At 72.5% G+C, this 13,368-nt stretch carries 14 protein-coding genes and 1 pseudogene; 10 read left to right on the plus strand and 5 right to left on the minus strand.

Annotated elements, in window-relative coordinates; translation table 11 throughout:
- Positions 1–75 precede the first annotated feature (75 nt).
- Positions 76–918 carry a class I SAM-dependent methyltransferase gene (locus QPK52_RS08165; RefSeq protein WP_410536514.1) on the minus strand — a complete coding sequence of 281 codons (843 nt, stop codon included), beginning with the start codon at positions 916–918 and terminating at the stop codon, positions 76–78.
- Between the two features lie 98 nt (positions 919–1,016).
- Here QPK52_RS08165 and QPK52_RS08170 point away from each other — a divergent pair, with 98 nt between their 5' ends.
- The gene (locus QPK52_RS08170) at positions 1,017–1,631 is read left to right on the plus strand and encodes a CGNR zinc finger domain-containing protein (RefSeq protein WP_410536515.1); all 615 of its coding nucleotides are present in this window, start codon (positions 1,017–1,019) and stop codon (positions 1,629–1,631) included.
- Here QPK52_RS08170 and sodX read toward each other — a convergent pair.
- Positions 1,550–1,966 (minus strand): nickel-type superoxide dismutase maturation protease, encoded by a 417-nt coding sequence (gene sodX, locus QPK52_RS08175; RefSeq protein WP_410536517.1) that lies wholly within the window; start codon positions 1,964–1,966, stop codon positions 1,550–1,552. The genes QPK52_RS08170 and sodX overlap by 82 nt on opposite strands.
- Positions 1,967–2,134: 168 nt before the next feature.
- Between sodX and sodN the strand changes: the two genes are divergently transcribed.
- The 3 genes from sodN (at position 2,135) to QPK52_RS08190 (ending at position 4,895) form a co-directional block, all read left to right on the plus strand.
- A complete protein-coding gene (gene sodN / locus QPK52_RS08180; RefSeq protein WP_093661405.1) occupies positions 2,135–2,530 on the plus strand; it encodes a superoxide dismutase, Ni in 396 nt (131 codons plus the stop codon).
- A 294-nt stretch (positions 2,531–2,824) separates the two neighbouring features.
- Complete coding sequence (locus QPK52_RS08185; protein WP_410536519.1) at positions 2,825–4,174, plus strand: TrkH family potassium uptake protein; 1,350 nt, start codon at positions 2,825–2,827, stop codon at positions 4,172–4,174.
- A complete protein-coding gene (locus QPK52_RS08190; RefSeq protein WP_410536520.1) occupies positions 4,167–4,895 on the plus strand; it encodes a potassium channel family protein in 729 nt (242 codons plus the stop codon). The genes QPK52_RS08185 and QPK52_RS08190 overlap by 8 nt, the downstream gene beginning before the upstream one ends.
- A 202-nt stretch (positions 4,896–5,097) precedes the next feature.
- Here the strand turns inward: QPK52_RS08190 and QPK52_RS08195 are convergent, their stop codons facing one another.
- Positions 5,098–5,508 (minus strand): DUF2267 domain-containing protein, encoded by a 411-nt coding sequence (locus tag QPK52_RS08195; protein ID WP_177214064.1) that lies wholly within the window; start codon positions 5,506–5,508, stop codon positions 5,098–5,100.
- 725 nt (positions 5,509–6,233) lie between these two features.
- Between QPK52_RS08195 and QPK52_RS08200 the strand changes: the two genes are divergently transcribed.
- The 4 genes and pseudogenes from QPK52_RS08200 (at position 6,234) to QPK52_RS08215 (ending at position 9,369) form a co-directional block, all read left to right on the plus strand.
- Positions 6,234–7,256: a 1-aminocyclopropane-1-carboxylate deaminase/D-cysteine desulfhydrase gene (locus tag QPK52_RS08200; RefSeq protein WP_410536522.1), complete on the plus strand. Its 1,023-nt coding sequence runs from the start codon at positions 6,234–6,236 to the stop codon at positions 7,254–7,256.
- Positions 7,237–7,669 (plus strand): annotated as a pseudogene (locus QPK52_RS08205) (GNAT family N-acetyltransferase); the annotation flags it as partial. The gene QPK52_RS08200 and the pseudogene QPK52_RS08205, both read left to right, overlap by 20 nt.
- A 297-nt stretch (positions 7,670–7,966) precedes the next feature.
- Positions 7,967–8,380, plus strand: a complete 414-nt coding sequence (locus QPK52_RS08210; RefSeq protein WP_093661399.1) for an anti-sigma regulatory factor — start codon at positions 7,967–7,969, stop codon at positions 8,378–8,380.
- Complete coding sequence (locus QPK52_RS08215) at positions 8,269–9,369, plus strand: RNA polymerase sigma factor SigF (RefSeq protein ID WP_410540253.1); 1,101 nt, start codon at positions 8,269–8,271, stop codon at positions 9,367–9,369. The genes QPK52_RS08210 and QPK52_RS08215 overlap by 112 nt, the downstream gene beginning before the upstream one ends.
- Before the next feature lie 57 nt (positions 9,370–9,426).
- Here the strand turns inward: QPK52_RS08215 and QPK52_RS08220 are convergent, their stop codons facing one another.
- The gene (locus QPK52_RS08220; protein WP_410536523.1) at positions 9,427–9,876 is read right to left on the minus strand and encodes a hypothetical protein; all 450 of its coding nucleotides are present in this window, start codon (positions 9,874–9,876) and stop codon (positions 9,427–9,429) included.
- 104 nt (positions 9,877–9,980) lie between these two features.
- On the opposite strand from QPK52_RS08220, the gene QPK52_RS08225 reads away from it, so the two are divergent.
- The gene (locus tag QPK52_RS08225) at positions 9,981–10,949 is read left to right on the plus strand and encodes a diacylglycerol/lipid kinase family protein (RefSeq protein ID WP_410536524.1); all 969 of its coding nucleotides are present in this window, start codon (positions 9,981–9,983) and stop codon (positions 10,947–10,949) included.
- A gap of 316 nt (positions 10,950–11,265) precedes the next feature.
- Entirely contained in the window at positions 11,266–11,523 is a 258-nt protein-coding gene (locus QPK52_RS08230; protein WP_028427873.1) for a WhiB family transcriptional regulator, read from the plus strand.
- 138 nt (positions 11,524–11,661) lie between these two features.
- On the opposite strand, the gene QPK52_RS08235 is transcribed toward QPK52_RS08230, so the two are convergent.
- A complete protein-coding gene (locus QPK52_RS08235) occupies positions 11,662–13,146 on the minus strand; it encodes a histidine kinase N-terminal domain-containing protein (protein ID WP_410536526.1) in 1,485 nt (494 codons plus the stop codon).
- Positions 13,147–13,368: the final 222 nt, after the last annotated feature.

A 13,368-nucleotide genomic window follows, 5' to 3' on the forward strand; every position in this document is an offset into this window, starting at 1 on the left:
GGGCCGGCCCCGGACCGCCTCCGCCGAGGACCGGTCCGGGGAACGGTCCAGGGACCGGTCATCCGCCGGTCCCGGTCACTTCAGGCCGAGCACCATCGCGTCGGCCGGCGACGCCCACACCGGACGCGCCTCGGCGAAGCCCGCCGCCCGCATCGCCTCCACGTGCCAGGCCGCGGACTGCGTCTCGCCGTCGGCGTGGTCCCCCGCCACCGGGTCGCCGAAGATCCGGAAGCGCTCGGCGGCAGGCTCCGCCAGCACCGGGTCGGCGGCCGCCGCCGCCCACCAGCCCGCCCAGTCCTGGGCGCCCGCGGCCTTCTCGCGCTCGCGCCGCGCCCGGTGGAAGGCGTCCACGGCCTCGTTGATCCGGGGCGTGGCGGGGTCGGGCATGTGGTCGGCGTTGACGAGGATGCCGCCGTCGCGCAGGACGCCCGCCAGCCGCCCGTACAGCGCACGCAACTCGTCGGTGCGCAGCCAGTGCAGCGCGGTGGAGGTGAGCACCGCGTCGTACGCCCGGTGCGGCAGGGCGTCCGTCCACCGCTCGTCCCGCAGATCGGCGGTGACGAACGCGGCGCGGGGGTCGGCGGCGAAGTGGCCGCGCGCGATGGTCAGCAGGGCCGGGTCGAGGTCCACCCCGGTGCTGGTGGCCCCGGGGAAACGGCGCAGCAGCCGGCCGGTGATGCTTCCCGTGCCGCAGGCCAGGTCCAGCACCTTCGGCTCGGTCCCCACCAGCGCCTCGACGGCGTCGAGCATCGCCCCGAAGCGTTCCTCCCGGTCCGGCAGGTACCACTCCTGCTGCCGGTCCCAGCTCTCCTGCCAGCGCCGCCACCGCTCGCCCTCCGCCACGCCCGCCGACGCGTTCCCCTCCGTCCCGGCTTCCTTCCCGGTCCCCATACCGGTCTCCGTTTCCGTCTCCGTCATGACGACCCCCGCATCCTGGGTACGTAATAGCCTGTACCGAGAGGCAACCCTTACTCGCCCCTCCCCATGACCATAGAGCGCGCCCGTAAGGACCACAAGTGGAACTGAACTATTACTCGGACTTCGCCGTGCGGCTGGTCAACACCGAGCAGCCGCAGCGCGGCGAGGACACGCTCACCTCCGTGGAGGCCGTACGCGCCCTCTTCGGCCCGGGCCAGAGCGCCGCGCGGCGCGCCACGGAGGCCGACGTGACCCGGCTGCGCGGAGTGCGCACACGGTTGCGCGCGGTCTTCGCGGCCGCCTCGGAAGGGGACGAGACCAGGGCCGTGGACCTGCTCAACGCCCTGCTGATGGAGTTCCCCGCCAGCCCGCAGATCTCCGGCCACGACCACCTGGACGACGCCGGCCGTCCCCGCTGGCACATGCACCTGGCCGACCACCCCGCCAACGCCACCGCCGGATACGCGGCCATCGCCTGCATGGGCCTGGCCTTCCACCTCACCGACCTGGGCGTGGACCGGCTGGGCATCTGCCAGGCCGACCCCTGCCGCAACGCCTACCTGGACACCTCGACCAACCGCTCCCGGCGCTACTGCTCCGACCGCTGCGCCACCCGTGCCAACGTCGCCGCCTACCGGGCCCGCAAACGCCTGGAGAACAGCGGCCGCAGCGCCGAGAGGACCCAGCCCAGCAACGCGCCGGGGGTGCGCTGAACCCGCCGCAGCGGCCGCAGCCGCACCCACGCCCGCGCCACCACGAGTTCGTCGGGCACCACTCCGAACTCGCGGCTGTCGTTGCGCACCGACGGATTGTCGCCCTCCACCCACCAGCCGCCGTTCCGCCGCCCCACGGCCCGCTTGACGATCAGCAGGTCGTGCTGGAAGGGGTGCCGCACCACGACCACGTGCCCGGGCCGCACCGCTCCCCCGTAGCGGACCACCAGCAGATCGCCGGGGCGCAGCGTCGGCTCCATCGACGGGTTGTAGACCTCGGCCAGCCCGATCCGCAGCAGCCCGCGGCCCTCCTGCTCGTCCGCCCGCTCCGGCATCCGCCGCACCTCCGGTCCCTTCCTCGGCTCCAGCGCCCTGCCCGTGTACCCTCCTCGTCCCCGCAACCCTCGGACTTTTGTCCCAGGCGAGTGGGGGCACACGCGAAAAGGCGCTCCTCACGGAGTAATCTCACACGTGAGAAGACGATCACGAGGAAGGACAGCTCTATGCTCTCCCGCCTGTTCGCCCCGAAGGTGAAGGTCAGCGCCCACTGTGACCTTCCCTGCGGCGTCTACGACCCGGCCCAGGCCCGTATCGAGGCCGAGTCGGTCAAGGCCATCCAGGAGAAGTACCAGGCGAACGACGACCCGCACTACCGGGCTCGTGCGACGTACATCAAGGAGAACCGGGCCGAGCTCGCCAAGCACCACATCTCGGTGCTGTGGAGCGACTACTTCAAGGCCCCGCACTTCGAGAAGTACCCGCAGCTCCACCAGCTGGTGAACGACGCCCTCAAGGCCGCCTCGGCCGCCAAGGGCTCCACCGACCCGGCCACTGGCCAGAAGCTGCTGGACCTCATCGCCGAGATCGACAAGATCTTCTGGGAGACCAAGAAGGCCTGACCCGGGCCCCCGGGCCGCGGCCCGGCCCCTCCAGGACCCACCGGTCCTTCCTTCCGCACCCGGCCCGCCGGGTTCCGCGCCCGGAACCCGCCGCGGGCCGGGTGCGGCCTTGAAGGGCCCTCCCGTCCGGTCGCCCCGGGCGCCGGTCCGCCGGGCGGCGGCGCGCACCCGGCGGACGGGGACGCGCGCCGGGCCCCGGCGGCCGCCCCGGCACGATCTCCGGCGCCGGAGTGGCTATCGTCTTCTGGTGCATACGATCGTGACCCGAACCCATGGTGGAACGGGGACGCTGCGGTGACGGGGCTGGGGTGGCGCCGTCTGCGGTTCCGGCACCCGGCCCAGGTCGTCGTGGCCGGCTTCGCCGCGGCCATCGCGGTCGGAACGGCGCTGCTGACGCTGCCGGTCGCCAGGGAGGGGCCCGGCGGCGCGAGCGCGATGGAAGCGCTGTTCACCGCCACCTCCGCCGTCTGCGTGACCGGGCTGGTGGTGGTCGACACCCCCTCCTACTGGACCGGCTTCGGCGAGGGGGTGATCCTGGCGCTGATCCAGGTCGGCGGGTTCGGGATCATGACCTTCGCCTCCCTGCTCGTGGTACTGGTCTCCCGCCGTCTGGGGCTGCGCGCCCGTCTCACGGCCGCGGCGGAGACCAAGACCCTGGGACTGGGCGAGGTGCGGTCGGTGGTCGCCGGTGTCGTCAGGGCCAGCCTGCTGCTGGAGGCGGTCACCGCCACGATGCTGACCCTGCGCTTCGGGCTCGGCTACGACGAGCCGTGGCCGCGGGCGGTGTGGCTGGGGGTCTTCCACGCGGTGTCGGCGTTCAACAACGCCGGTTTCGCCCTCTACACCGACAATCTGATGGGCTTCGTCGCCGATCCGTGGATCTGCCTGCCCATCGCCTTCGCCGTCATCGCCGGCGGGCTGGGCTTCCCCGTGCTGTTCGAACTGCGCCGCCGCCTGCGCCGACCGCGCACCTGGACCCTGCACACCAAGATCGTGCTGTGGGCCACCGGAGCCTTCCTGGCCGGCGGTACGGCGTTCATCACCGCCCTGGAGTGGTCCAATCCGGGCACCCTGGGGCCGCTGGACGTGCGGGGAAAGCTGCTGGCCGGCTTCTTCCAGGGCGTGATGCCGCGCACCGCCGGCTTCAACAGCGTCGACATCGGTCAGATGAACCCGGCCACCTGGCTGGGCATGGACGTTCTGATGTTCGTCGGAGGGGCCAGCGCGGGAACGGCCGGCGGCATCAAGGTCACCACCTTCGCCGTGCTGTTCTTCGTCATATACGCGGAGGTGCGGGGCGAGGGCGCGGTCAACATCTTCAACCGCCGCCTGCACGGCGACGTCCAGCGCCAGGCGCTGACCGTGGTGCTGCTGGCGGTGGCCGCCGTCGCGGCCTCCACGATCGCCTTCATGGTCTTCACCGACTTCAGCCTCGACCGGTCCCTGTTCGAGGTCACCTCGGCCTTCGCCACCGTCGGACTGTCCACCGGCATCACCGCCGACCTGCCGGCCGGGGAGCAGATCCTGCTGACCGTGCTGATGTTCATCGGCCGCCTCGGCCCCATCACGGTGGCCTCCGCGCTCGCCCTGCGCCCCCGTGTCCGCATGTACGAACTGCCCGAGGAGCGACCCGTCATTGGCTAAGCACCCCGCCCCCCAGAGGAAGAACCCGCCGGCCAGGGGCCGCGGTGCCAGGGCCCGCCGCCGCGACGACCGCAACGACTCCGTGGTCGTCATCGGCCTGGGCCGTTTCGGCCGCGCCCTGGCCCTGGAACTGGCCGAGGAGGACACCGAGGTCCTGGGCATCGACCACAGCGCCGAGGTCGTCCAGTCCCTGTCCGGCTCCCTCACCCACGTGGTGAGCGCCGACTCCACCAAGGAGGAGGTCCTGCGCCAGCTCGGCGTCCACGAGTTCGGCCGGGCCGTGGTCGCCATCGGCAGCAATCTGGAGGCCAGCATCCTGACCGCCTCCCTGCTGGTCTCATTCGGCATCCCCAACGTGTGGGCCAAGGCCACCAGCGAGGCGCAGGGCCGCATCCTCACCCAGCTCGGCGTCCACCACGTCGTCTACCCCGAGCACGACATGGGCCAGCGCGTCGCCCACCTGGTGCGCGGCCGGATGCTGGACTACATCGAGTTCGAGGACGACTTCGCCATGGTCAAGACCAGCCCGCCGGCCGACATCGTCGGACTGACCCTGGGCAACAGCGGGGTGCGCACCCGCCACGGCGTCACCGTCGTCGCCGTCAAACGCCCCGGCGAGGGCTTCACCTACGCCACGGCCGACACCGTCGTGGAGGAGGGCGACACCATCATCGTCGCCGGCCGCACCCGACAGACCGAGCGCTTCAGCGAACTGCGGTGACCCCCGCCCGTCCATGAGGGTTCGCGGGCGGGGGGCGGGGCCGTCCCATGCCCTTCGCGGCCCCCTGCGCACGTCATGCGGCCATGCCGGCCGCCGGGGCCTCTGCCCGCCGGCCCGTCACCGGGCCCGGACACGCCGTCGGGCGGCGGCCCGCAGCGCCGTGGAGTCGCTGCGGGCCGCCGGCCCGACCGGTCGTCCCCGCTCAGACGAGCTGACCGGCCCGGCGGGTGAGCTGGGCGCGTCCGAACAGCAGGGCGTAGCCGGGCGGCAGCCGGTCGATGATCCGGTCGAGCAGGTCCTTGTCGGCGAGCTCGGCGACCACGCTCAGCACCGAGCTGACGTCCCAGCGGGCCGTCGCCGGGGTCGCGCCCTCGATGCGGGCCGCGACGCTGTCGACGAACTGCGCGCCGCTGAGCGGCTTGGTCACCTTGAGCTGCCCGGTCAGCACGCGCATGCCCTCCTGCGGAAGGCGGACGGCCAGCTCCGTGCGCTCCGCACCGGTGAGATGGCCGCCGAGCGCCGAGAGCACGATCCGGGAGACGCGCTCCGCCTCCTTGGCCGTCGGGTACTGCCCCCGCTCGCGTACCTGCGCCACGAACTCGCTCCACCGCATGATCCATCTCCCCTTCCGCACTGACTGGTACCGGTGAGGTGGTCGGCACGGGCCGTCGCCCGCTGCCCCGCCAAGAGCACGGGGCAGTCGGCGGTGCGGCACTGAGTGCAATGCCCTCCGCCCATCTGTATAACTCAGGTCAAGAAAACTTGACAACAGTCGGCTCAGAGGTACGCAGCCACCTCGTATCAGCCCTGGTCCAGGGGAGGCGCGACAGCGAGCTTCCATCGACCGGGGCGTACACCCATGTGCCCGGGAAAAGCGCTTTCATACTGGACGGGTCGCCGCGTTCGCGAAGGCGTACGGGCCGCCTGCGGCGACGGCGTGCGGGAGCGCGTCCGCCCAACGCCCCCGCCCTCTCCGCCCCTTGCCTCGCTGACCTCGGCTTCCCTTCCCCTCGCACGCCTCCGACCCTCGACCCGGGGTGGATTGGGGAAGGAAAAGTCCGATGCGTCGTATGACGGATCTCACACCCGCCCCGGAGAGACGGCCGAGTCCCGTTCCCGCACATCCGCGCCGGGCGCCTCCCGTCCGCGGGGACGGGCCCTCCTACCGCACGCCCCCGGGGAGCAGCCGCCCTCCACTGCCGACTGGCATATTCCGTCGCAACCGCAATCCGCCGCCGGTACGCGGAGGGCGGGCGCCGGCCGCGGCGCTCGTACGGGCTTTCACCGTGCCCGGCCGACCGGTGACACGGGGTGCCACCCCGGCGTGACAATGGCTGGATGAGCAGCGCACCGCCTCCCCCGGCCGGCCCTCCGGCGTCCCCGGTGTCCCGGGCCCCCCTGACGGCCCTGGACTCCCTCGCCCCGCGCCTGCCCTCCCCCCTGGCGGAGGCCGCCGACGAGCACTTCTCGCGCCACGGCGTCCGGCTGCTGCTCAAGCGCGACGACCTGATCCACCCGGACCTCGTCGGCAACAAGTGGCGCAAGCTCGCGCCCAACCTGCGCGCCGCCGTGCGCAGCGGCGAGCGCACACTGCTGACCTTCGGCGGGGCCTACTCCAACCATCTGCGCGCCACGGCCGCCGCCGGGCGCCTGCTGGGCCTGTCCACGATCGGGGTGGTGCGGGGCGACGAGCTCGCCGGCCGGCCCCTCAACGACTCCCTGGCCCGCTGCGCCGCCGACGGCATGCGGCTGCACTTCGTGTCGCGGGCGGACTACCGCCGCAGGAACGACCCGGAGTGGACCGCCGGGCTGCGCGACCGCTTCGGCCCGTTCCTCCTCATACCGGAGGGCGGCAGCAACGCCGAGGCCGTGCGGGGCGCCGCGGAGCTGGGCCGGGAGCTGCGCGGCGCGGCGGACGTGGTGGCCGTCGCCTGCGGTACGGGCGGCACCCTCGCCGGGCTCGCCGCCGGACTCGCCCGCGGCCAGCGCGCGATCGGCTTCGCCGCCCTGCGCGGCGGCTTCCTCGCCGAGGAGGTGGAGCGGCTGCAGCACGCCGCCTTCGGCGGACGCCGCGGCGCCTGGACGGTGGAGGACCGCTTCCACTGCGGCGGCTTCGCCCGCACCACCGACGAGCTGGAGTCCTTCGCCCGGGACTTCGCGGCCCGGCACGGAATGCCGGGCCTGGACCGCGTGTACGTCGCCAAGGTGCTGTACGGCCTGGCGGTCCTGGCCGGCGAGGGCGCCTTCCCCCCGGGGACGACGGTGGCCGCCGTGGTCACCGGTCAGCCCTCCCCGCCCGGTCCGGCCGGCCGTCCCCGCCGACGTCCCGGTCCTCCACGCCTTGATCCGCGAGCCGGCTGAGTACGAGCGCCCGCCGGGGCAGGCCGGGGCCACCGAGGAGCGGTTGCGCGACCGCGACGCCCTCTTCCGCGAGCACCCGGCCGTCTTCGCCCTGATCGCCGAGGACGGCGGCGGCGAACCGGTCGGCTTCGCCCTGTGGTTCCTCGGCTTCTCGGCCTGGACCGGCACCCGCGGCGTGCACCCGGAGGACCTGTACGTCCGCCCGGCCGCGCGCGGCGCGGGCCACGGCAGGGCGCTGCCGGGCGATACTCGCGCGCGTCTGCGCCGAGCGGGGTTACGAACGTTTCCAGTGGTGGGTACTGAACTGGAACGAGCCCGTCATCGGCTTCTACGAGCCGCTCGGCGCCGAACCGGTGGACGAGCGGACGGTCCACAGGCTCTCCGGCGAGCCGCTGAGGGCCCTGGCGGCCGGGCGGACGCCGGGATCCCCGGGGGCCGGGAACGACCGGCGGCCCCGCGGCGCTGTGAACCCGGCGCGACCGGAGAGGAATTGGGCACCGCAGACCTCTAGCCACGGACAGTACCCATGTGTTTACTATGGGTGACGACCGCAGGAAGGGTGCCCTTCTCGGCCCGGGCGACAGCATGCCCCGGATCGCGATAGCGTCGCAGTCGAACGATCTGCCCCGCCCGTCCGTTGACCCGTTGCGACAGGGTCGTCGGGAGGGCGTACACGGCAGCCACCAGCTCGTGCCACCTTGGAGGTGAGGGTGTCCCAGATCGCAGGCGAGCCCGGGACGCAGGACTTCGTCGAGGTCCGGCTGCCCGCCGCGGGCGCCTACCTTTCGGTCCTGCGTACCGCCACCGCCGGTCTCGCGGCCCGTTTGGACTTCACCCTCGACGAGATCGAGGATCTGCGCATCGCCGTCGACGAGGCGTGCGCCATCCTGCTCCAGCAAGCGGTCCCCGGCAGCGTGCTGAGCTGCGTCTTCAAGCTCGTCGGGGACTCCCTGTGGGTGACGGTCTCGGCACCCACCACGGACGGCCGCGCCCCCGAGCGCGACACCTTCGCCTGGACGGTGCTCTCCGCGCTGGCGGGCGAGGTCGACTCGGCCGTGGCCGAGGACCGCACGGTCAGCATCAGCCTGCACAAGAAGCGCGGCGCCGGCCCAGGGGCGCCGTGACCGGCACACACGGGCCGGTACGGGACAAGGGGGTCGGTGTGAACGACCTGGAGAGCGAAACGCGGACGGGCCGCCACGAGAAGGCGGCGAGTCCGGTCATTCCCGAGCAGCACGCCCGGCCCCATCCGGTCGAACCTGATGAGCGGGCGGATGCCATGGAGGACCAGCAGCACGACATGCGCGAGGACGAAGGGGCCGGTGAGGGCGTCGCCTATGTGCACCGCCAGCCGGATCCCCAGGACCGCAGCGGCGCACGGAACCTGTTCGTCAGACTGCGCGGCCTCCCGGCGGGCTCCCCGGAGCGCGCCGAGCTGCGCGACACCCTGGTGCGGATGCACCTGCCGCTGGTGGAGCATCTGGCGCGGCGCTTCCGCAACCGCGGAGAGCCACTGGACGACCTGACGCAGGTCGCCACGATCGGCCTGATCAAGTCGGTGGACCGCTTCGACCCGGAGCGCGGCGTGGAGTTCTCCACCTACGCCACTCCCACGGTCGTGGGCGAGATCAAGCGGCACTTCCGCGACAAGGGCTGGGCGGTGCGGGTGCCCCGCCGGCTCCAGGAGCTGCGGCTGTCCCTGACCACGGCCACCGCCGAGCTGTCCCAGCAGCACGGCCGCGCCCCGACCGTCCACGAGCTGGCCGAGCGGCTGTCGATCTCCGAGGAGGAGGTCCTGGAGGGTCTGGAGTCGGCGAACGCCTACAGCACGCTCTCCCTGGACGTCCCGGACACCGACGACGAGTCCCCGGCCGTCGCGGACACCCTGGGCGCGGAGGACGACGCCCTGGAGGGCGTGGAGTACCGGGAGTCGCTCAAGCCGCTGCTGGAGGAGCTGCCGCCGCGTGAGAAGAAGATCCTGCTGCTGCGCTTCTTCGGCAACATGACCCAGTCCCAGATCGCCCAGGAGGTCGGCATCTCCCAGATGCACGTCTCGCGTCTGCTGGCCCGCACCCTGGCACAGCTGCGCGACCGGCTGCTGATCGAGGAGTAGCGGGGAGCAGGGGGCCCGCGGGCGGGATGCCTGCGGGCAGGGCGCCCGCCGGTCCGGTCAGGCGTCCCGGTGCTCGCGCGGGCCGACGCCCAGCGCCCCGGCCGCCGCCGGGCTCATCAGGCAGCCGAGCACTGCCAGCGCGGTGAGCGCGATGGCCACTCCGCCCGCGAGCCACACGCCGCCGTTCTGCGCCATCTGCCAGCCCACCGGAAGCGCCATCAGCTGGACGATCACCGCCGGTCCCCGGCTCCACCGGCGCCGCAGCCACAGTCCGCGCGCGGCGGCCAGCGGCAGCACGGCCAGCGCCAGCACGGTCACGGCCCCGGTGAGGGCCTGCACCGCGTCGTCGGCCCGGCCGCCGGTCAGCAGCATGACCAGCATGGTCACCCCCAGGCCGGCGACCACCACTCCCTGTGCCGCCACCACGGCGGCCGCGGCGGTGATCCGCCCGGGCCGGGAGGGCTCGGAGGAGCGGGGGGCGTCGGCGGAGGATGCGTCCGTGGTCACATCGCCAGGGTAGCGGGGCGGACCTCCCGGACCTCCGTCCGTCCCGGGCCGCCCCTCCCGGGGCCGTCCGTCTGGGCCGCGAGCGGCTGGGTACGCTGCACACCATGCGCGCGCTCCTCGTGGTCAACCCGGCGGCAACCACCACCAGTGCCCGCACCCGAGACGTCCTCATCCACGCCCTGGCGAGCGACCTCAAGCTGGAGGTCGCCACCACCGAGTACCGGGGACACGCGCGCGACCTGGGGCGGCAGGCGGTCCAGCGCGGGGAGATCGAGCTGGTCATCGTGCTCGGCGGTGACGGCACGGTCAACGAGGTCGTCAACGGGCTGCTGTACGCCGGCCCCGCGCCCGAGGCCCTCCCCCGCCTCGCGGTCGTGCCGGGGGGTTCGACCAACGTCTTCGCCCGCGCCCTGGGGCTGCCCAACGACGCGGTGGAGGCCACGGGTGCGCTGCTGGACGCGCTGAACTCCGGCGGCGAGCGCACGGTGGGCCTGGGGCTGGCGGCCGGTACGCCGGGGACGGACGACGCGGAGGTGCCGTCCCGGTGGTTCACCTTCTGCGCGGGCCTCGGCTTCGACGCGGGTGTGGTGGGCCGGGTCGAGCAGAAGCGCGAGGGCGGCAGGCGCTCGACGCACGCCCTCTACGTGCGCCAGGTGGTGCGGCAGTTCCTGGGCGACCCCTACCGCCGCCGCGGGACGATCACCCTGCGGCGGCCCGGCGAGGAGCCGGTCGAGGAGCTGGCGCTGTCCATAGTCTGCAACACCGCGCCCTGGACCTACCTGGGCAACCGCCCGGTGTACGCGGCCCCCCGCGCCTCCTTCGACACCGCCCTCGACGTGCTCGGACTGACCCGGCTCACCCCCTCCGCGGTGACCCGCTACGGCACCCAGCTGCTGACCTCCACGCCCGAGCGCGGCCCGCACGGCAAGCACGCGGTCTCACTTCACGATCTCACCGACTTCACCTTGGAATCACAGGTGCCACTGCCGTTTCAGATGGACGGTGACCACCTGGGGCTGCGTACGAGCGTGACGTTCACAGGCGTACGCCGTGCACTGCGTGTGATTGTGTAAGTGGATGTGGTGAAAGTCCTTTCACTCGAACGTTTAGACCAGGTTCCACCCCCTGGAAGTACGGCTGTGACCTAGTCGACACCAAGGAATCAAAAAAAACTTTCCGGAAGGGGTTGTATCCGCCGCCGAGGTTTGCGAGTCTCTTCATGGCGATCGGGACGGTCGACGCCGACCCCCTTGAGAGCCCCGAATCCACCTCCTCATCCCTCGGGACACTCCCGGCGAAGCCGGGCGATGCCCCTTCCCTTGTGGAGGGATTCGTGAAAGCGTTCACATTCACAAGCAATTACCGCAACGCGTAGGAGATGGAGCAGCCATGGACTGGCGTCACAACGCCGTTTGCCGCGAGGAAGACCCCGAGCTCTTCTTCCCCATCGGCAACACCGGTCCTGCGCTGCTGCAGATCGAGGAAGCCAAGGCCGTCTGCCGCCGCTGCCCCGTGATGGAGCAGTGCCTGCAGTGGGCCCTGGAGTCCGGCCAGGACTCCGGTGTCTGGGGTGGCCTCAGTGAGGACGAGCGCCGCGCTATGAAGCGCCGCGCCGCCCGCAACCGGGCGCGCAAGGCCACTGCCTGACGCCCACCCCGCCACCTGCTGCCCCCGAGCCGCAGCGCGCAGTGCCCACAGTGCGCACCGCAAAGACGATGATGTCGAGCCCCGGACCGTGCTCACCACGGTCCGGGGCTCGGTGCTGTGCGGGGCCCGCGCCCGTCGTCAGCGCCTCTCCGGCTCCACGGGGATGTCCAGGACCACCCGGGTGCCGCCCCCGGGAGCCGGGAGCATGTCGAAGCCTCCCTCCAACTCCCCCTCCACCAGCGTCCGCACGATCTGCAGCCCCAGGTTCCCCGCGGTGCGCGCGTCGAAGTCCTCCGGCAGACCGCGTCCGTCGTCCTGCACGGTGACCAGCAGCCGGCCCTCCCCGTGGCCGGCGCCCGCGCCGCGGACGGCCGCGACCTCGACCGTGCCCCGCTCCCCCGGCCGGAAACCGTGCTCCAGCGCGTTCTGCAGCACCTCCGTGAGGACCATGGACAGCGGGGTGGCCACCTCCGCCGCCAGTACGCCGAAACGGCCCGTACGCCGCCCGGTGACCATGCCCGGGGAGATCTCGGCGACCATCGCCAGCACCCGGTCGGCTATATCGTCGAACTCCACCCGCTCGTCCAGTGTCTGGGAGAGCGTCTCGTGGACGATCGCGATCGAGCCGACCCGGCGGACGGCCTCCTCCAGCGCCTCCCGCGCGGTGCCGCCGGTGCCCGAGCCGATCCGCCGGGCCTGGAGCCGCAGCAGGGCCGCGACGGTCTGGAGGTTGTTCTTCACCCGGTGGTGGATCTCCCGGATGGTGGCGTCCTTGGTGATCAGCTCCCGCTCCCTGCGGCGCAGTTCGGTGACGTCGCGCAGCAGGATGAGCGAGCCGATCCGCACCCCCTTCGGTTTGAGCGGGATGGCGCGCAACTGGACGACGCAGCCGTTGCCCTCGATCTCGGTCTCGCGCGGCGCCCAGCCGCTGGCGAGCTTGACCAGCGACTCGTCCACCGGGCCTCGGGAGGGCGCCAGTTCGGCGGTGGCCTGGCCCAGGTGCAGCCCGACCAGATCGGCGGCCAGACCCAGCCGGTGGTAGGCGGAGAGCGCGTTGGGGCTGGCGTACTGGACGACTCCGTCGGCGCCGAGCCTGATCAGTCCGTCGCCGACCCGCGGTGAGGCGTCCATGTCGACCTGCTGGTCGGGGAAGGGAAACGATCCCGCGGCGATCATCTGCGCCAGGTCCGAGGCGCTCTGCAGATAGGTCAGCTCCAGCCTGCTGGGCGTGCGCACCGTCAGCAGGTTGGTGTTGCGGGCGATGACGCCCAGGACGCGGCCCTCGCGGCGCACGGGGATGGACTCCACCCGGACCGGCACCTCCTCGCGCCACTCGGGGTCGCCCTCGCGGACGATCCGGCCCTCGTCCAGGGCGGCGTCCAGCAGCGGCCGGCGTCCCCTGGGCACGAGGTGGCCGACCATGTCGTCCTGGTAGGAGGTGGGTCCGGTGTTGGGGCGCATCTGCGCCACGGAGACGTAGCGCGTGCCGTCCCGGGTCGGGACCCACAGCACCAGATCGGCGAAGGAGAGGTCGGACAGCAGCTGCCACTCGGAGACCAGCAGGTGCAGCCACTCAAGGTCGGAGTCGCCGAGGGCGGTGTGCTGGCGTACGAGGTCGTTCATGGAGGGCACGGTGTGAGCCTAACCGGCGACCGATCCGGTCGTACGTCTGTGCATACGCGCCGTCGTGCGCAAGAATTGACGGCAGCCGCCACAGCGAACCGCTGATGCGTTCAAGGCGTGGACACGGGTCGGAGACCCGGTCCACAATGGCGGCAGGCTTCTGCCCTCCCCGCACAGGAGGGTGGAACGAGACCGGGCGCTCTCTGCCCTGACTGTGCCTGG

Source organism: Streptomyces sp. KL2 (assembly GCF_046529545.1).
GTDB lineage: Bacteria > Actinomycetota > Actinomycetes > Streptomycetales > Streptomycetaceae > Streptomyces > Streptomyces radiopugnans.

Excerpts from the sequence above, each read along its gene's own strand:
- QPK52_RS08165 (WP_410536514.1), bottom strand. The coding sequence starts at position 918 with ATGACGGAGACGGAAACGGAGACCGGTATGGGGACCGGGAAGGAAGCC.
- sodX (WP_410536517.1), bottom strand. The coding sequence starts at position 1,966 with ATGCCGGAGCGGGCGGACGAGCAGGAGGGCCGCGGGCTGCTGCGGATC.
- sodN (WP_093661405.1), top strand. The coding sequence starts at position 2,135 with ATGCTCTCCCGCCTGTTCGCCCCGAAGGTGAAGGTCAGCGCCCACTGT.
- QPK52_RS08195 (WP_177214064.1), bottom strand. The coding sequence starts at position 5,508 with ATGCGGTGGAGCGAGTTCGTGGCGCAGGTACGCGAGCGGGGGCAGTAC.
- QPK52_RS08200 (WP_410536522.1), top strand. The coding sequence starts at position 6,234 with ATGAGCAGCGCACCGCCTCCCCCGGCCGGCCCTCCGGCGTCCCCGGTG.
- QPK52_RS08225 (WP_410536524.1), top strand. The coding sequence starts at position 9,981 with ATGCGCGCGCTCCTCGTGGTCAACCCGGCGGCAACCACCACCAGTGCC.
- QPK52_RS08230 (WP_028427873.1), top strand. The coding sequence starts at position 11,266 with ATGGACTGGCGTCACAACGCCGTTTGCCGCGAGGAAGACCCCGAGCTC.
- QPK52_RS08235 (WP_410536526.1), bottom strand. The coding sequence starts at position 13,146 with ATGAACGACCTCGTACGCCAGCACACCGCCCTCGGCGACTCCGACCTT.